The sequence below is a fragment of the Streptomyces sp. BPTC-684 genome (genome assembly GCF_030028635.1).
Classification (GTDB): Bacteria; Actinomycetota; Actinomycetes; order Streptomycetales; family Streptomycetaceae; genus Streptomyces; species Streptomyces noboritoensis.
Genome location: NZ_CP124863.1, coordinates 6,082,164 through 6,099,556, shown reverse-complemented (window position 1 = coordinate 6,099,556; position 17,393 = coordinate 6,082,164). Strand labels below are relative to the sequence as shown.

The following is a 17,393-nucleotide window of genomic DNA, read 5'->3' as shown; positions in this document are numbered from 1 at the left end:
AGGTCACAGCCCTTCCCTCTGCTGCACCTTTGCGCCACTGCCCTAGCATCTGAGCATGACGGTCCTGCCTGACGACGGGCTTTCGCTGGCCGCCGAGTTCCCTGATGCAACCCATGAGCAGTGGCAGCGCCTCGTGGAAGGCGTGCTGCGCAAATCGGGTAAAGATGTCTCGGGCACGGCTGCCGAGGAGGCACTGTCCACCCCGGTCGAGGACGGGCTCACCACCCGCCCCCTGTACACCGCGCGAGACTCCGCGCCCGATGCCGGTTATCCCGGCTTTGCCCCCTTTGTCCGGGGAAGTCGGGCCGAGGGCAACGCGGCGGACGGCTGGGGCGTACGACAGCGCCATGCCGGAACCGACCCCGCCCGGGTCAACGAGGCCGTGCTGGCCGATCTGGAGAACGGCGTCACCTCGCTCTGGCTGGCCGTAGGCCGGGGCGGCGTGCCGGTCTCCGGACTCGCCCGCGCCCTCGACGGCGTCTACCTCGACCTCGCACCCGTCGTCCTGGACGCGGGCGCCGCATTCGAGCCCGCCGCACGGGAGTTGCTCCGCCTGTACGAGGAGCGCGGCGTCCCCGCCGACTCCGCGCGCGGCAACCTCGGCGCCGACCCGCTCGGCCACGAGGCCCGCACCGGCGAGGCGCTGGACGCGGCCCCCGCGGCCGGACTCGCCCGGCTCTGCGCCGAGCGGTTCCCGGGGCTGCGCGCGCTCACCGTGGACGCCCTGCCGTACCACGAGGCCGGCGGCTCGGCCGCCGAGGAGCTCGGCGCGTCGCTGGCCACCGGTGTCGCCTATCTGCGCGCGCTGACCGAGGCGGGACTGTCCGTGGAGGCGGCCTGTGCCCAGCTGGAGTTCCGCTACGCGGCCGGCGCCGACCAGTTCCTGACCATCGCCAAGCTGCGCGCCGCGCGGCGGCTGTGGGCGCGGGTCGCCGAGGCGAGCGGGGCCCCCGCCGCCGGAGCGCAGCGCCAGCACGCGGTGACCTCGCCGGTGATGATGACCCGCCGCGACCCGTGGGTGAACATGCTGCGCACCACGGTCGCCTGCCTGGGCGCGGGCGTCGGCGGCGCGGACGCCGTCACCGTGCTGCCCTTCGACCACTCGCTCGGCCTGCCCGACGCCTTCGCGCGCCGTATCGCGCGCAACACCTCCTCGATCCTCCTGGAGGAGTCGCACCTGGCCCGGGTGATCGACCCGGCGGGCGGCTCCTGGTACGTGGAGCGGCTCACCGACGAACTCGCCCACAGCGCCTGGGAGTTCTTCCGTACGATCGAGCGCGCGGGCGGCCAGGCCGCCGCGCTGCGCTCCGGGCTGGTCCGCGAGCGGCTCGCCGCGACCTGGGCCGAGCGCAGCGCCGAGCTGGCGCGGCGGCGCGAACCGGTCACCGGCGTCAGCGAGTTCCCGCACCTCGCCGAGCGTCCCGTCGAGCGCGAGGCGGCCCCCGCCGAGCCCTCCGGCGGGCTGCCGAAGGTGCGCCGCGACGAGGCGTTCGAGGAGCTGCGCGCCCGCTCGGACGCCCACCTGGCCGCGACCGGGACCCGCCCGCGGGTCTTCCTCGCCGCGCTCGGCCCGGCCGCCGCGCACACCGGCCGGGCGACCTTCGCCTCCAACCTGTTCCAGGCGGGCGGCATCGAGCCCGTGCACGACCCGGTGTCGGTGGACGCGGCCACGGCCGCCGAGGCGTTCGCCGCCAGTGGCGCCACCGTCGCGTGCCTGTGCTCCAGCGACGCGCTCTACGCCGAGCAGGCCGAGGCGGTCGCCGCCGCCCTCAGGTCGGCCGGCGCGACGCACGTCTACCTCGCCGGCCGCGGCGGGTTCACCGGTGTCGACAGTTACGTCTTCGCCGGCTGCGACGCGGTGGCCGTGCTCTCCTCCGCCCTCGACCGCATGGGAGTGGCGTCATGACGATCCCCGACTTCTCGGAGCTGCCGCTGGCTCCGGGCGCCGGCGCCGACGGCTCCGAAGACCAGTGGCGCACCGCCGTGAAGGAGTCCACCGGGAAGGCCGACGGCGATCTGCTGTGGGACACCCCGGAGGGCATCGCGGTCAAGCCGCTCTACACCGCGCGCGACCTGGAGGGCCTGGACTTCCTGGAGACGTACCCGGGCGTGGCGCCGTATCTGCGCGGCCCGTACCCGACGATGTACGTCAACCAGCCCTGGACGATCCGGCAGTACGCCGGATTCTCCACGGCCGAGGAGTCCAACGCGTTCTACCGGCGCAACCTCGCCGCCGGGCAGAAGGGCCTGTCGGTCGCCTTCGACCTGCCGACCCACCGCGGCTACGACAGCGACCACCCCCGGGTCACCGGCGACGTCGGCATGGCGGGCGTGGCCATCGACTCGATCTACGACATGCGCCAGCTCTTCGACGGCATCCCGCTGGACAAGATGACCGTGTCGATGACGATGAACGGCGCGGTGCTGCCGGTCCTCGCGCTGTACATCGTGGCGGCCGAGGAGCAGGGCGTACCGCCCGAGAAGCTGGCCGGGACCATCCAGAACGACATCCTCAAGGAGTTCATGGTCCGCAACACCTACATCTACCCGCCCAAGCCCTCGATGCGGATCATCTCCGACATCTTCGCGTACACCTCGCAGAAGATGCCGCGCTACAACTCGATCTCCATCTCCGGCTACCACATCCAGGAAGCGGGCGCGACGGCCGACCTGGAGCTGGCGTACACGCTGGCGGACGGCGTGGAGTACCTGCGGGCCGGGCAGGAGGCGGGGCTCGACGTCGACGCGTTCGCGCCCAGACTCTCCTTCTTCTGGGCGATCGGCATGAACTTCTTCATGGAGATCGCGAAGATGCGGGCGGCCCGGCTGCTGTGGGCGCGCCTGGTCAAGCAGTTCGACCCGAAGAACACCAAGTCGCTCTCGCTGCGCACCCATTCGCAGACCTCGGGCTGGTCGCTGACCGCGCAGGACGTGTTCAACAACGTCACGCGTACGTGTGTGGAGGCGATGGCCGCCACCCAGGGCCACACCCAGTCGCTGCACACCAACGCGCTCGACGAGGCGCTCGCCCTGCCGACCGACTTCTCGGCGCGGATCGCGCGCAACACCCAGCTGCTCATCCAGCAGGAGTCGGGCACCACGCGGTCCATCGACCCGTGGGGCGGCAGCGCGTACGTCGAGAAGCTCACCTACGACCTGGCGCGGCGGGCCTGGCAGCACATCCAGGAGGTCGAGGCGGCCGGCGGCATGGCGCAGGCCATCGACGCGGGCATCCCCAAGCTGCGCGTCGAGGAGGCGGCCGCCCGCACCCAGGCGCGCATCGACTCCGGGCGCCAGCCGGTGATCGGCGTCAACAAGTACCGCGTCGAGACCGACGAGCAGATCGACGTCCTCAAGGTCGACAACTCCTCGGTGCGCGCCCAGCAGATCGCCAAGCTGCGGCGGCTGCGCGAGGAGCGCGACGAGGCGGTCTGCCAGGACGCCCTGCGCGCGCTGACGAACGCCGCCGCCTCCGGCACCGGCAACCTCCTGGAGCTGGCCGTGAACGCGGCCCGCGCCAAGTCGACGGTCGGCGAGATCTCGGACGCCCTGGAGAAGGTGTACGGACGCCACGCGGCGCAGACCCGTACGATCTCCGGCGTGTACCGCAACGAGGCAGGCGAGTCCCCCTCCGTGGAGCGCACCCGCGCGCTCGTGGACCGCTTCGACGAGGCGGAGGGCCGCCGTCCGCGCATCCTGGTCGCCAAGATGGGGCAGGACGGGCACGACCGGGGCCAGAAGGTGATCGCCACCGCCTTCGCCGACCTCGGCTTCGACGTCGACGTCGGCCCGCTGTTCCAGACGCCGGGCGAGGTGGCCCGGCAGGCGGTCGAGGCGGACGTGCACATCGTCGGTGTGTCGTCGCTGGCCGCCGGTCACCTCACCCTCGTACCGGCGCTCCGCGAGGAGCTGGCCGCCGAGGGCCGGGAGGACATCATGGTCGTCGTCGGCGGTGTCATCCCGCCGCAGGACGTCCCGACCCTCCTGGAGATGGGCGCCGCGGCGGTCTTCCCGCCGGGGACGGTCATCCCGGACGCGGCGTACGACCTGGTGACGCGGCTCGGCGCGGCGCTGGGCCACGACGAGCTGTAGCCGCCCGTGCGCATCGATCTCGACAGCTACGTCAAGGGTGTGCTCGACGGGAAGCGGGCGTTCGTCGCCCGGGCGATCACCCTCGTCGAGTCCACCCGTCCCGACCACCGCACGCTCGCGCAGCAGCTCCTCACCGAGCTGCTGCCGCACACCGGCAACGCCCGGCGGATCGGCATCAGCGGGGTGCCGGGGGTGGGCAAGTCCACCTTCATCGACGCCTTCGGCACGATGCTGACGGGGCTCGGCCACCGGGTGGCGGTGCTCGCCGTCGACCCGTCCTCCACCCGTACGGGAGGCTCCATCCTCGGCGACAAGACGCGGATGGAGCGGCTCGCGGTGGACCCGGCGGCGTTCGTGCGACCCTCGCCGAGCGCCGGCACCCTGGGCGGCGTCGCCAAGGCGACCCGCGAGTCCATGGTGGTGATGGAGGCGGCGGGCTACGACGTCGTCCTGGTGGAGACCGTCGGCGTCGGCCAGTCCGAGACGACGGTCGCCGACATGGTCGACTCGTTCCTGCTGCTCACCCTGGCGCGCACGGGCGACCAGCTCCAGGGCATCAAGAAGGGCGTCCTGGAACTGGCGGACGTGATCGCCGTGAACAAGGCGGACGGGCCGCACGAGCGCGACGCGAAGTCGGCGGCGCGCGAACTGGCGGGCGCGCTGCGCCTGATGCACCCCGCCGACGCGGCCTGGACACCGCCGGTGCTGTGCTGCAGCGCCCGCGAGTCCAGCGGTCTGGACACCGTCTGGGAGCGGATCGACCAGCACCGCACGCTCCTGGACTCGACCGGGCGCCTCGCCGCCAAACGCCGTGACCAGCAGGTCGACTGGACCTGGACGATGGTCCAGGACGAGCTCCTGGACCGGCTGCGCGCGCATCCGCTGGTGCGCGAGCTCGCCCCCGCCCTTGAGCGGCGCGTCCGCGACGGCGAGCTGACGCCGACGCTGGCGGCGGAGCGGATCCTGGGCGCGTTTCAAGGGGAGCGCGGGGTGCGGTAAGGGCTTGCTCGATCGTTCGGCTGCGGACCGTGCTGGGCTGGTCGCGCCCACGCGGCGGAGCCGCACAATGACACAGCCCCGCGCCCCTGTAAGGCGGCCCGGACCGAAAGCGGTCCGGGCCGTCTGCGTACTCAGGCCGGGGCGCCCACCAGCTCCGCGCCCTCTGCCGCGTGCAGCCGCTCGATCAGTGCCTGGCGGGCCCGGGCCACCCGGGAGCGCACGGTCCCCACGGGGCAGTTGCTGACGTGGGCCGCGTCCGCGTAGGGCAGTCCGAGGAGCTGGGTGAGGACGAAGGCCTCGCGGCGCTCGTCCGGGAGCGCCGCGAGCAGGTCGGCGAGGGCCACCCCGTCGTCGAAGCCGGGCAGCCCCCGGGGCTGGGCCCGCTCGGCGGCCGACTGCCAGTCGTCCGTGTCGGACACCCGCGGCCGCGCGGCGGTGTACCGCAGGTTGTCGATCACCGCGCGGCGGGCGATCGACAGCAGCCAGGTGCGGGCGGAGGAGCGGCCCTCGAAGCGGTGCAGGCTGCCGAGGGCCCGCAGGAAGGTGTCCTGGGTCAGATCGTCGGCGGCCTGCGGATCGGCGCCGAGGTAGGTGACGTAACGGCGTACGTCACGGTGGAGCGCGCGGACGAAGTGCTCGACGGCCACGGGGTCACCGGTGCGGGCGGCGAGCGCCCAGGCCGTTATGACCTGGTCCGTCGACTCGTCGCGCGAGCGGGGCAGGGCAGGAGTGATCACCTGATGTCCTTCTCGGGAATCCGGGATCCGGAACGGCCCGCGGAGCGGGCGGGTCCGGTGAAGGGGTACGGCGGCACGGAGGCGTGCGGCCGATGCCCGGGGCGCCGGAGAGAGGACTCCGGGGACGCCGCGGGGAACCGGCTGTCGTCAGACGACAGCGGTCCCGGCGGGCGGACCCCGTGAGGTGATCGCGTGGACGAGGAAGAGCTGCCGGGGCGTGCGGACCGTACGGTCCGGGCGGGCGCGCGGGCGCGGGGGCCGCGGCGGCACGGCCGAGAGCGGGGTCGGGCGCAGCGGGGCGAAGAGCCAGCCGGCGAAGGCCCGCAGGATCCGGAAGGCCGCGCGCTCGCCGTGCGCGAGCCACAGGCCGCACAGCAGTGCGGCGAGGAGGTGGGCGGCGAGCATGCCGGTGGAGGACATCCCCAGGGGCATACCGGCCATGTCGTGGTCCATGGAGCCCATGTGGCTCATCTGCCCCATGTGCATCCCGCTCATCGACATGTCCATGGGCGGCATGGCAGGGCGCGCGGTGGCCTGGGCCCACGAGAACAGCTCGTGCAGCACCGCCTGCGCCCCCACGGCGACGGCCACGACCGCTCCGAACCCGCGCTCGCGCCCGGCCAGCGCCCACGCCGTGGCACCGGTCGCGACGAAGCCGCAGCCCAGGGCCCACCAGGGCACCGGGGCATCCGACATGAGGGCGTGCCCGAGCGCGGTGAGCAGCACACAGAGGGCCGCGAACATCGCGGCCCGCACAGTGCGGCAAGAGTCTCCGGCAGTCATGGCGCGCTCATCCTCGCATCCGCCCCGGGCGTTCCACCGGCGGGTTCGCACATTGATCCGCCGATTCCGCCCTGAAAAGGTGCGTGATCCAGGCCACACCGACTCGCCGGAACCCGATGCCCGTTCGCACCGACTACTGGGGGGAGCCCAGGGGTGTCAGCCCGACCGGTGGCCGTGCGGGATGAGGCGGCCCATCGCACGCCGGGCGGCGGGGACCAGACCGTGGGGGGTGGCGGCGGACACCGCCACCGCCCCGACCGCGGCGCGCGGGGAGGGCACGGCCGAGCCGTACCACTCGCACGGCGCGCCCGGGTGGCGCGGCCGGGCGTCGCCGTGTGCCTTCAGTGCCACGCTCACCAGACTCAGCAGCAGCTCCACGTCCGCGTCGCAGTCCAGGAGCACGGTGAGCCAGGCGGATCCGGGGGTCACCCGGATCGCGCTGCTGCGCCGGAGCTCGGGCAGCAGCCGCTCTATCGCCGTGTGGGTGAGATGCAGATCGGCGGCGTAGTCGGAGTGGAAGTGCACCACCTCGTACTCCGTCGTGCGGAAGGCTTGCCCAACGGCGCACCGGGGCGGGCCACTTACCAGATTCGGCCATGTCTCCAACTGAGCCATGGCGCGATGGGCCGCGGTCATAACCCCATCCTCGCGCACGATTCACCCGCCGGACACCCCTGTCACCCTTCTCGTGGGCCGCTTGACCAATCCGTGTCCGAAGGGGGTGGGGCGGAATCAGTCCAGGGTGACCGGACCGTCGCCGGTCCTGGCCTGCGAGGTGCCCCCGTCCGTCGACGCCCGCCCCTCTTCCTGCGCACCCTTCTCGGCCGCACCGAGGTAACTCTGCAGTTCCAGCAGCCCGCTCCCCTTGGCGGAGCCGTCGCGTCCGCCCTGCGTCTGGCCGGATCCGCTCAGGTTCTGCCGTACGGAGTCGAGGATCGTCAGGCCCTGACCGACCAGGCCCGCCGCGATCTCGCCGAGGCCGTCGGCCCCGTTGAGCACGTTGACGTTGGCGCCCGCGAGGCCGCCGGCCGCCTCCTTGACGATCTGCGGCAGCTGGTCGATCAGCATCCGGTCGAGCGCGACCCGGTCGTACGAGGCGGCCGCCTCGGCCTGGATCTTCATCCGCTCGGCCTCGGCCACGGCCAGCACCCTGATCCGCTCGGCCTCCGCCTCGGCGGGCTTGACGATCTCGGCCACCAGCTGCTGCTGGCGCAACTTGGCCTGGCGCAGCGCCAGTTCGGTCTGGGCCGCCAGGACCTCCTGCTGGGCGTGGGCCTGGGCGAGCGGGCCGGCCTGGGCGGCCTTGGCCTGGGCGCGGTCGACCTCGGCCGAGTACTCGGCCTTGACGACGGCGGTCTGGCGGGCGTATTCGGCCTGGTTGCGCGCGGCCACCTGCTCGGCCTCGACCGAGGCCTGGGTGGCCTGCGCCTGGGCGATCTGGGCCTGGCGCTGGATGGCCGCCTTGTGCGGGGCCGACATCGCCTCGATGTAGCCGGTGTCGCCGTCGTCGATCGACTGGATCTGGAGCGAGTCGACGATCAGACCGATCTTCGCCATCTCCGACTTCGAGGTGTCCAGGACCTCGGCGGCCAGCTTCTGGCGCTCGGTCACGATCTCCTCGACGGTCATCGAGCCGATGATCGCCCGCAGATGACCGGCGAAGATCCGGCCGGTCAGCACCGACATCTGGTCCTGGTCGGAGAGGAAGCGCTGACCGGCGTTGACGATGCTCTCGTTGTCGTTGCCGACCTTGAAGGCGATGACGGCCCGTACGGTGAGCGCGATGCCCTGCTTGGTCACACAGGTCTCGGTGACCTCGGACTCGCACATCGCGAGGGTGAGGAACCGGGTCTTGCGGAAGATCGGGAGCACGAACTTGCCGTGCCCGGTCACCACCCGGAACGGCGCTCCCCCGAGGCCTCGTCTGCCGCCGGAGATGAGCATCGCCTCGTCCGGGGCGGGCACGCGGTAACCGAACATCTGGGTCTCCCTTGTCTGTTGCTTGCTGTGCTGATGAGCGGTCCCGAGGGGCCGAACGGATTCAGCCGGTGCCGAGGCCCAGCTCGTCCAGCGGGTCGGCCCACTCGATGACGTCGACCTGACGCGTGCCACGGGACTCCACGACCAGGACCCTCGCCCCGCGCGGCAGGGGCTCCTCGGACCAGGCGAGGAAGGTCTCCGAACCGCCCCGGACCCGTACCAGCACCTCGCCGGGGCCACCGGAGCCGCGGGTGCCGATCAGCACTTCGCCGGTGCAGCCGATCACGGCATCGTCCTGCTCCATGGCTCGACCGCCCCCCTTGTCACCGCGGAACCGGCCCTCTACGGTCCGGGGCCGCCCACAGGTTCCGGACGCGCGACCGATCCGGACTTCTGACGATAGCTCCCCGCCCCCGCACAGCCCATCCTCGGGTGCCTGACGGAGTCTGACGTTCGGATGCCAGATGCCCTACACAACCGGCAAGTAATTTGCGAAATCTGACACAACCCTGAAACCAGAGTGTCTTGTTCGGCCAGAGGGCCGCCGGGAGACTGAGGGGCAAGATCTACTGCGTCGCGCCGGGCCCCACCCCGGAAGGGCGCCGAAGCACCATGCGACACCCCGAGGCCGAGCTTCATGAACGAGGTGGGGCTGTTCCCCGGGACTGCCGGTCAGGCGGCGGCGAGCCGATCCACTCGCCGGACCGCGTGACGGGCCGGCGGCGCCTGCGGGTGTGCCCGCACGCCGCCCGCACGATCACTGCCAGGACGCCGCGGGGGCGTCCTCAGCATGTTCTCGCTGGGAGAGTTCTTGATGATCACACGCAGAAATGCGATGAAGGCCGGCGTCGCGCTCACCGGCGCCGTGGGGGGCGCGGGACTGCTGATTCCGGCCCTGAGCAGCGAGGCGCAGGCTCAGGCGACCGACATCGACCCGACCACCATCCCCAAGTTCGCCCAGGAGATGCCGGTCCCGGAGACCCTGAAGCCGGACCGCATATCGGGCACGACGTCGTACTACAGCTTTGAGATGCAAGAGGTCCAGACCGAGATCATCCCGGGCAAGCAGACCACCGTCCGCACCTTCGACGGCCACTTCCCCGGCCCGTGGATCAAGGCCTGTTCGGGCCACCGCGTGGTGGTGACGCAGAAGAACAACCTGCCGACGCCGGTCTCGATCCACCTGCACGGCGGTCACGTCCCGGAGTCCAGCGACGGTACGCCGATGGACCTCATCCAGCCGGGCGGCGAGAAGACCTACACCTACCCGAACAGCCAGCCCAACGCGAACCTGTGGTTCCACGACCACGCGCACCACGTCGAGTCGGAGAACGTCTTCCGCGGTCTGACCGGCTTCTACACGCTGATGGACCTGCCGGAGAAGGCCCTTGGCCTGCCGTCGGGCGCGTACGACATCCCGATCGCCATCCGCGACGCCCGCTTCGACGACACCGGGCAGCTCATCTACCAGATGAACGACTTCCGGGGCCGCAACGTCATCCTCGCCAACGGCAAGGCGTGGCCGTACTTCGAGGTCGCGGCGCGCAAGTACCGCTTCCGCCTGTACAACACGGCCAACATGCGGTTCTTCACCCTGAAGCTGTCGGACGGCTCGACCGTCCAGCAGATCGGCGGGGACGGCGGCCTGCTGGAGGCCCCGGTGACCACCGACAAGATCTCGATCACGTCCGGCGAGCGCGCCGACGTCGTCATCGACTTCTCCAAGTACCCGGTGGGCACCACCCTGGAGATCGTCAACACGGAGAACGTGCCCACGGGCGTGCCCCCCACGCCGGTGCTCCAGTTCCGGGTGACCCGGACGGCCGCGGACTACAGCCGGGTCCCGGCGAAGCTGCGGACGCTGCCCGCGCTGCCGACGCCGACGGTCAACCGCGATGTGGTCCTGCGCGTGGACGAGGGCGTCGCGGACGGCATGGGGTACATCGACGGGAAGGTGTACGACGGCAACCGCGTCGACACCACCATCAAGTACGGCGACACCGAGGTGTGGACGGTCAGCAACGTCAACCAGCGGGTGCCGCACAACTTCCACATCCACCTGGTCCAGTTCCGGGTGCTGGAGCGCAACGGCGTACCGGTGACGTCCGGACCCGAGACCGGGCTCAAGGACACGGTCCGGCTGATGCCGGGCGAGAAGGTGAAGGTGCAGGCCACCTTCACCGGCTACCGCGGCAAGTACGTCTACCACTGCCACATGTTCGACCACGCGGCGATGGGCATGATGGCGACGATGGAAGTCGTCTGACGGCCCGTCACCCAGCAGCGGGGACGCTCCAGGGCCTCCCCGCCCCCCTGGTACGGCCGTGTCGCGACCCCGCCCCCTGCTGGCTCCTGCGCCCCCGCCAGGCAGCCCGGAGGGGCAGCGGGCCGCGGCGCGGTCAGGACGGCGGGCGGATCCGGTTCACCGGGTCCGCCCGCCGTCCGCCCATTTCACCTTGCTACGGCCTGAGTTGACGGTACGAGCGCAGTCGCGTGCGCAGAGCGGCGCGCGAACGCTCGCCAGTCCGTCTCCAGCCGCCACTGGAGGGCGGCCTTGGGGCTGGCGGCCAGGAACGTCCGGCATACGGCACCGGGCCGGTGGTCCGGGTCGGGGGTGTCGTTCCGGCAGGGCGCGGCGAAGGTGTCGTACCGGTCCTGCTCCCGCCACAGGTTCGCCCCCTCGACGAAGGCGTGGTCCAGCGAGGCACGCGCGGAGGTGCGCAGCTCCTCGACGCCCAGATGGTGGTCGGTGACGGCCAGTCGGAAGACGTCCGTGAGGCTGCTCCCGCTGACGCCCGGGTCGTCGGTGGCCAGGGCGAGGGGCACGCCGGCGTCGAGATAGGTGCGCAGGGCGTGCCGGTCGCCGCCCACCCGCAGGATCTGGGCGTGGCTGATCAGGGGAGCCTCGACGAGGACGTGCCGTCTGCGCATCCGGGCGGCCAGGGCCTGGTGGCGACGCTCACCGAGGAGATCGACACCGTGCCCGACGCGGTCGGCACCCGCCACGTCGACGGCCTGGGCGATGTGGAAGGTGAGATCGCGGCCGCCGACCCCGTTCAGGCCCTCGACCAGCTCACCGGCGTGCAGGCTGACGTGCACGGACGGGGCCCGGGACTTGAGGAAGCCGATCATCTTCATGTGCAGGGTGTAGTCCCGCAGGGCGATCGGGGCGTCCTCGGGCTGGACCATGTTGACGCCGACGACACGGCCGATCCGGCGACGGGCGAGTTCGAAGCCGAGGATCTGCTGGGCGAAGACATGGCGGGCGGCCTGGGCGCGGCCGACCTGGTAGTCGAACCGGATGACGACGGAGCACGCCTGCGGTGCGGGCGCGCGGTCGCAGCCGAGGAGTTCGCGGTAGTCGCGGAAGCTCTGGTCGTAGGCGGCCGCGGCCTCCTCGACGATCTCCTGGAACCGGGGATCACGCGTGAGGGCCTGGTGGAACTCCGCCAGGCCGGACGGGCCGGGGTCCGCCGGATGCACCCGGTCGGCCAGCCGCTGGAGCGGCCCGGCCGCCACGGTCACCAGCGTCTCCACATAGGCGGTCCGCTCCCGCGCGGCGTCCCGGGCCACTTCGGCCAGCATGTCGGCATCGTGGCCCGCCTCGGCCTCCGCGAACTTCCCGAAGGTGGCGAAGAAGTGGTCGTGACCGGGCTGCGGGTCGCCGTCGGGCGGCAGGACGAACCCGCGCATCGACCAGGCCCGGACGACCGCGCGACGGAACGGCCCGGGCCGCGCGGCGTCCTGGGCGGGCCGCTGCCCGGCGGCACACGGCTGGGGTCCGGGGGTGACGACGTACGTGGTGGTGTCGATGCACTTGCGGTCGCGGGCGGCGTAACCGATGAGGGATTCCGCGCGGACGGCACCGCCGAGGTGATGGTGGAGGTCACCGCCCTTGGGCAGGTCGCGCAGGAGGCGGGTGAGATCGGCAGGGGTGCGGGCGGCGCGCTCCAACTGGGTTTGGATACGGCGGGGTTGGGCCCGGCCGGGCCCGGTCCGACTCGGCTCTGCCTGGCCCTTTTCGGGCTGGCCCTGTTCGCTCCTGCTCTGGATCCGGCGTTGTTCGGTCCCGCTCTGTCCGGTGCCACCACTGACGCTCACGCGGTCCGGTCCGGCGGCAGCCGCCCCCGGCAGCACGCCCACAGCCAGCCCGAGCGCGGTCGTCCCGGCCAGCACCGACCACCGGAGCCGCAGCCTCTTCTCCATGACCTGTCCCTCTCCCTCCCCCACTTCCGGCCCCATACTCACTACGGGGGCACACCCGAACCGCCCGACGCGCGCACGACAGGCCCCCGTGTGGCCGACACGCGACAGTCGTCCCGCGCCGGGGAGCCCGGCAGTGGCTACGGTGATCCGCGTTCCCGGCCGGTGAACACCGCGCCGGCGGCCGCCGCCACTTCCGCTGACATCACCCGGAGGCACCCATGAAGATGCTGATCAACGTGGCCGAAACCGTCGTCGCCGACGCGTTGCGCGGGATGGCGGCCGCGCATCCGGAGTTGACCGTCGACGTGGAGAACCGGGTGATCGTGCGCCGGGACGCGCCGTTCGCCGGGAAGGTCGGGCTGGTGTCCGGGGGCGGGTCGGGGCACGAGCCGTTGCACGGGGGGTTCGTGGGGCGCGGGATGCTCGCCGCCGCGTGTCCCGGCGAGGTGTTCACCTCGCCCGTGCCGGACCAGATGGTGCGGGCCGCGGCCGCCGTGGACAGCGGGGCCGGGGTGCTGTTCGTCGTCAAGAACTACACCGGTGACGTGCTCAACTTCGACATGGCCGTGGAGCTCGCCGAGGACGAGGGCGTGCAGATCGCCAAGGTGCTCGTCGACGACGACGTCGCCGTGACCGACAGCCTGTACACCGCCGGGCGGCGCGGCACCGGGGCCACCCTCTTCGTGGAGAAGATCGCGGGCGCGGCGGCCGAGGAGGGCGCGCCCCTGGAGCGAGTCGAGGCGATCGCCCGCCGGGTGAACGCGAGTTCGCGCAGCTTCGGCGTCGCGCTCAGCGCCTGTACCACCCCCGCCAAGGGCGGCCCCACCTTCGATCTGCCGCCCGGCGAGCTGGAGCTCGGCGTCGGCATCCACGGCGAGCCCGGGCGCGAGCGGCGGCCCATGATGACCTCCCGGGAGATCGCGGACTTCGCCGTGGACGCCGTACTGGAGGACCTCAAGCCGTCGAGTCCCGTACTGCTCCTGGTCAACGGCATGGGGGCGACACCGCTCCTGGAGCTGTACGGGTTCAACGCCGAGGTGCACCGGGTGCTGGCCGAGCGGCGCGTCCCGGTGGCCCGCACGCTCGTGGGCAACTATGTGACCTCCCTCGACATGGCGGGCTGCTCGGTGACGCTGTGTCAGGCCGACGAGGAGCTGCTGCGGCTGTGGGACGCGCCGGTGAACACGCCCGCGCTGCGGTGGGGTTGCTGACCCCGTGGCCCCGGCTCCGCGTTCCGTCCGTACGCCTCGAGTCCCTGCACCTCAAGTCCGTACACCTCAAGGAGGGCCCGTGCTCGACGCCGCTTTCTTCCGCCGCTGGATGACCGTGACGGCCTCGGCCGTGGACCGGGAGGCTGCGCGGCTGACCGAACTGGATTCGGCCATCGGCGACGCCGACCACGGCGCCAACCTCCAGCGCGGTTTCACCGCCGTCACCGCCGTCCTGGAGAAGGAGGCCCCGGACACGCCGGGCGCCGTACTCGCCCTCGCCGGGCGGCAGTTGATCTCGACCGTGGGCGGCGCCTCCGGACCGCTGTACGGGACGCTGCTGCGCCGCACCGGAAAGGCGCTCGGCGACCGGGCCGAGGTGAGCCGCGAGGAGCTCGCCACGGCGCTGGGCGAGGGCGTGGCGGCGGTGGCCCAGCTCGGCGGGGCCGTCGCCGGGGACAAGACGATGCTGGACGCGCTGCTCCCGGCCGTCGAGGCGCTCGGGGAGTCCTTCGCGGCGGCGGGCGCGGCGGCGGAGGCCGGGGCGCTCGCGACCGTACCGCTCCGGGCCCGCAAGGGCAGGGCCAGCTATCTGGGCGAGCGCTCCATCGGCCACCAGGACCCGGGCGCGACCTCGGCGGCGCTGCTCGTCGCGGCGCTCCAGGAGGCCGCCGCGTGAGCGGGAGCGCGGGCGAGGCAGCCCGCCCGGCGCACACCGGCGAGGCCGACGGGCTCGTCGGGGTCGTGCTCGTCTCGCACAGCGCGGAGGTCGCCGCCGCCGTCGCCGCGCTCGCGACCGGTCTCGCGGGCGGGGGTGGGACCGCTCCCGTCGCGGCCGCGGGCGGCGACCCCGACGGCGGCCTCGGCACCAGCTCCGAGCTGATCGCGGAGGCGGCGGCCGCCGTCGACCGGGGCGCGGGCGTGGCGGTCCTGGTGGACCTGGGCAGCGCGGTGCTCACCGTGAAGGCGCTGCTCGCCGAGGGCGACGAGCTCCCGGCGGGGACGCGGCTCGTCGACGCCCCCTTCGTCGAGGGCGCGGTGGCGGCCGTCGTGACCGCCTCGGCCGGGGCGGACCTGGACGCGGTGGAGGCGGCGGCCTCGGAGGCGTACGGCTACCGGAAGGTGTGATCCGCGCCGCCGAGGGGGTGTGATCCGCGGCACGTGCGCGAGGGCCCGGCGGGACGTTCCCGCCGGGCCCTCGGGCGTCCGGACGGCAAGCGGTCAAGAGGCCGCCCACGACCTTTATGCAACTTGTTGCACAAGCGCGCCCCGTGCTCTACAACTGGAGCGACGACACCGCCGTACCTGGAGGCGCCCCGATGAGCGACTACCCCCACCTGCTGAGCCCCCTCGACCTCGGCTTCACCACCCTTCCCAACCGGGTACTGATGGGGTCCATGCACATCGGGCTCGAAGAGGCCGAGAACGGGTTCGAGCGGATGGCGGCGTTCTACGCCGAGCGGGCGCGCGGCGGGGTCGGCCTCATGGTCACCGGCGGCATCTCCCCGAACGACGCGGGCCGCCCGTACGAGGGTGGCGCCAAGCTCACCACCGAGGCGGAGGCCGCCCAGCACCGCACGGTCACCGACGCGGTGCACGCGGCGGGCGGCCGGATCGCGATGCAGATCCTGCACTTCGGCCGGTACGCCTACCACCAGGACCTGGTGGCGCCGAGCGCGCTCCAGGCCCCCATCAGCCCCTTCGTGCCGCACGCCCTGACCGACGACGAGGTCGAGCGGACCGTCGAGGACTTCGTCCGCGCGGCCGAGCTGGCCAAGTCCGCCGGGTACGACGGCGTCGAGATCATGGGCTCCGAGGGCTATCTGATCAACGAGTTCATCGCGGGCGCCGTCAATCGGCGCACCGACCGCTGGGGCGGCTCGTACGAGAACCGGATGCGCTTCCCCGTCGAGATCGTCCGCCGTACGCGTGAGCGGGTCGGCGCGGACTTCATCCTGATCTACCGGCTCTCCATGCTGGACCTGGTGCCCGGCGGCTCCACTCTGGAGGAGGTCGTCACGCTCGCGAAGGCCATCGAGGAGGCCGGGGCGACCCTCATCAACACCGGCATCGGCTGGCACGAGGCCCGCATCCCCACCATCGCGACCTCGGTGCCGCGCGGCGCGTACACCTGGGTGACCAAGAAGCTGATGGGGTCCGTCTCCATCCCGCTGATCACCAGCAACCGCATCAACACCCCGGAAGTGGCCGAGCGGTTGCTCGCCGAGGGCCGGGCTGACATGGTGTCGATGGCGCGGCCGTTCCTGGCCGACCCCGAGTTCGTCGCCAAGGCGGCCGCCGGGCGCTCCGAGACCATCAACACCTGCATCGGCTGCAACCAGGCCTGCCTGGACCACACCTTCAGCGGGAAGATCACCTCCTGCCTGGTCAACCCGCGCGCCTGCCACGAGACCGAGCTGGTCCTCTCCCCCACCAGGCGCCGCAAGAGCCTCGCCGTGGTCGGCGCGGGCCCGGCCGGGCTCGCCTTCGCGGTCTCGGCGGCCGAGCGCGGCCACGCGGTGACCCTCTTCGACGCGGCCGCGGAGATCGGCGGCCAGCTGAACATCGCCAAGCGGGTCCCCGGCAAGGAGGAGTTCGACGAGACGCTGCGCTACTACCGTACGCAGCTGGAACTCCGCGGCGTAGAGGTCCGGTTGAACACCACGGCGACCGCCGAGGAGCTTTCCGCGGGCGGTTACGACGAGGTCGTCGTCGCCACCGGCGTGACGCCCCGCACCCCCGAGATCCCCGGCTCCGACCACCCCAGCGTCCTCACCTACCTGGACGTGCTGCGCGACGGCGCGCCGGTCGGCGAGCGCGTGGCGATCGTCGGCGCGGGCGGCATCGGCTTCGACGTCGCCGAGTTCCTGACCGACGGCGGCGACGCGGCGAGCCTGGACCCCGAGACGTACTTCCGGCAGTGGGGCGTCGACACCTCGTACGAGGAGCGCGGCGGGCTGCGCGCGCCGGAGCGGCCCAAGCCCCCGCGCACGGTGCACCTGCTCCAGCGCAAGACCTCCAAGGTCGGCGCGGGCCTGGGCAAGACCACCGGCTGGATCCACCGCACCGAGCTCAAGCACCGGGGCGTGACGATGGTGCCGGGCGTCGGCTACGACCGGATCGACGACGCCGGGCTGCACATCACCGTCGACGGCACCTCCACCGTGCTGCCGGTGGACACCGTGGTCCTGTGCGCGGGGCAGGAGCCGCGCCGCGACCTGTACGAGGAGCTGACGGCGGCGGGCGCCACCGTGCACCTGATCGGCGGCGCGGACGTGGCCGCCGAGCTGGACGCCAAGCGCGCCATCGACCAGGGCACCAGGCTGGCGGCGGCCCTCTGACGGCACGCTGACGGCATCGGGCGGCGCGGCGGAATCTAGGATGCGGT

General features: G+C 72.4%; 14 protein-coding genes. 8 read left to right on the top strand and 6 right to left on the bottom strand.

Annotated elements, in window-relative coordinates; genetic code table 11:
- Positions 1–55: 55 nt before the first annotated feature.
- Genes mutA through meaB form a run of 3 tightly spaced genes read left to right on the top strand, consistent with a single transcriptional unit; the run spans position 56 to position 5,091 of the window.
- Positions 56–1,906, top strand: a complete 1,851-nt coding sequence (mutA, locus tag QIY60_RS27120; RefSeq protein ID WP_283144797.1) for a methylmalonyl-CoA mutase small subunit — start codon at positions 56–58, stop codon at positions 1,904–1,906.
- Positions 1,903–4,092, top strand: coding sequence for a methylmalonyl-CoA mutase (gene scpA, locus QIY60_RS27115; protein ID WP_283144796.1), 2,190 nt, complete (start codon positions 1,903–1,905; stop codon positions 4,090–4,092). Before mutA ends, scpA begins: the two co-directional genes overlap by 4 nt.
- A 6-nt stretch (positions 4,093–4,098) precedes the next feature.
- Complete coding sequence (gene meaB / locus QIY60_RS27110) at positions 4,099–5,091, top strand: methylmalonyl Co-A mutase-associated GTPase MeaB (RefSeq protein ID WP_283144795.1); 993 nt, start codon at positions 4,099–4,101, stop codon at positions 5,089–5,091.
- A 131-nt stretch (positions 5,092–5,222) separates the two neighbouring features.
- On the opposite strand, the gene QIY60_RS27105 is transcribed toward meaB, so the two are convergent.
- The 5 genes from QIY60_RS27105 to QIY60_RS27085 form a co-directional block, all read right to left on the bottom strand.
- Complete coding sequence (locus tag QIY60_RS27105; RefSeq protein ID WP_283144794.1) at positions 5,223–5,828, bottom strand: sigma-70 family RNA polymerase sigma factor; 606 nt, start codon at positions 5,826–5,828, stop codon at positions 5,223–5,225.
- Between the two features lie 147 nt (positions 5,829–5,975).
- The gene (locus QIY60_RS27100) at positions 5,976–6,611 is read right to left on the bottom strand and encodes a hypothetical protein (protein ID WP_283144793.1); all 636 of its coding nucleotides are present in this window, start codon (positions 6,609–6,611) and stop codon (positions 5,976–5,978) included.
- Positions 6,612–6,767: 156 nt separating this feature from the next.
- Positions 6,768–7,226 (bottom strand): luciferase family protein, encoded by a 459-nt coding sequence (locus tag QIY60_RS27095; RefSeq protein ID WP_283146089.1) that lies wholly within the window; start codon positions 7,224–7,226, stop codon positions 6,768–6,770.
- A gap of 117 nt (positions 7,227–7,343) precedes the next feature.
- The gene (locus QIY60_RS27090; RefSeq protein ID WP_283144792.1) at positions 7,344–8,591 is read right to left on the bottom strand and encodes a flotillin family protein; all 1,248 of its coding nucleotides are present in this window, start codon (positions 8,589–8,591) and stop codon (positions 7,344–7,346) included.
- Positions 8,592–8,652: 61 nt separating this feature from the next.
- A complete protein-coding gene (locus QIY60_RS27085; protein WP_283144791.1) occupies positions 8,653–8,895 on the bottom strand; it encodes a hypothetical protein in 243 nt (80 codons plus the stop codon).
- A 510-nt stretch (positions 8,896–9,405) separates the two neighbouring features.
- On the opposite strand from QIY60_RS27085, the gene QIY60_RS27080 reads away from it, so the two are divergent.
- The gene (locus tag QIY60_RS27080; RefSeq protein WP_283144790.1) at positions 9,406–10,857 is read left to right on the top strand and encodes a multicopper oxidase domain-containing protein; all 1,452 of its coding nucleotides are present in this window, start codon (positions 9,406–9,408) and stop codon (positions 10,855–10,857) included.
- 185 nt (positions 10,858–11,042) lie between these two features.
- Here QIY60_RS27080 and QIY60_RS27075 read toward each other — a convergent pair whose 3' ends face one another.
- The gene (locus QIY60_RS27075; RefSeq protein WP_283144789.1) at positions 11,043–12,797 is read right to left on the bottom strand and encodes an adenosine deaminase; all 1,755 of its coding nucleotides are present in this window, start codon (positions 12,795–12,797) and stop codon (positions 11,043–11,045) included.
- 218 nt (positions 12,798–13,015) lie between these two features.
- On the opposite strand from QIY60_RS27075, the gene dhaK reads away from it, so the two are divergent.
- The 4 genes from dhaK to QIY60_RS27055 all read left to right on the top strand — a co-directional run bounded on the left by dhaK (position 13,016) and on the right by QIY60_RS27055 (position 17,346).
- Positions 13,016–14,008, top strand: coding sequence for a dihydroxyacetone kinase subunit DhaK (dhaK, locus tag QIY60_RS27070; protein ID WP_283144788.1), 993 nt, complete (start codon positions 13,016–13,018; stop codon positions 14,006–14,008).
- A 79-nt stretch (positions 14,009–14,087) separates the two neighbouring features.
- Positions 14,088–14,684, top strand: coding sequence for a dihydroxyacetone kinase subunit DhaL (gene dhaL, locus QIY60_RS27065; protein WP_283144787.1), 597 nt, complete (start codon positions 14,088–14,090; stop codon positions 14,682–14,684).
- Complete coding sequence (locus QIY60_RS27060) at positions 14,681–15,133, top strand: PTS fructose transporter subunit IIA (RefSeq protein WP_283144786.1); 453 nt, start codon at positions 14,681–14,683, stop codon at positions 15,131–15,133. Before dhaL ends, QIY60_RS27060 begins: the two co-directional genes overlap by 4 nt.
- A gap of 191 nt (positions 15,134–15,324) precedes the next feature.
- Positions 15,325–17,346 carry an NADPH-dependent 2,4-dienoyl-CoA reductase gene (locus QIY60_RS27055; RefSeq protein WP_283144785.1) on the top strand — a complete coding sequence of 674 codons (2,022 nt, stop codon included), beginning with the start codon at positions 15,325–15,327 and terminating at the stop codon, positions 17,344–17,346.
- Positions 17,347–17,393 lie beyond the last annotated feature (47 nt).

Coding starts and splice junctions, on each gene's coding strand:
- mutA (WP_283144797.1), top strand. CDS start 56: ATGACGGTCCTGCCTGACGACGGGCTTTCGCTGGCCGCCGAGTTCCCT.
- scpA (WP_283144796.1), top strand. CDS start 1,903: ATGACGATCCCCGACTTCTCGGAGCTGCCGCTGGCTCCGGGCGCCGGC.
- QIY60_RS27100 (WP_283144793.1), bottom strand. CDS start 6,611: ATGACTGCCGGAGACTCTTGCCGCACTGTGCGGGCCGCGATGTTCGCG.
- QIY60_RS27095 (WP_283146089.1), bottom strand. CDS start 7,226: ATGGCTCAGTTGGAGACATGGCCGAATCTGGTAAGTGGCCCGCCCCGG.
- QIY60_RS27090 (WP_283144792.1), bottom strand. CDS start 8,591: ATGTTCGGTTACCGCGTGCCCGCCCCGGACGAGGCGATGCTCATCTCC.
- QIY60_RS27085 (WP_283144791.1), bottom strand. CDS start 8,895: ATGGAGCAGGACGATGCCGTGATCGGCTGCACCGGCGAAGTGCTGATC.
- QIY60_RS27080 (WP_283144790.1), top strand. CDS start 9,406: ATGATCACACGCAGAAATGCGATGAAGGCCGGCGTCGCGCTCACCGGC.
- QIY60_RS27075 (WP_283144789.1), bottom strand. CDS start 12,797: ATGGAGAAGAGGCTGCGGCTCCGGTGGTCGGTGCTGGCCGGGACGACC.
- dhaK (WP_283144788.1), top strand. CDS start 13,016: ATGAAGATGCTGATCAACGTGGCCGAAACCGTCGTCGCCGACGCGTTG.
- QIY60_RS27055 (WP_283144785.1), top strand. CDS start 15,325: ATGAGCGACTACCCCCACCTGCTGAGCCCCCTCGACCTCGGCTTCACC.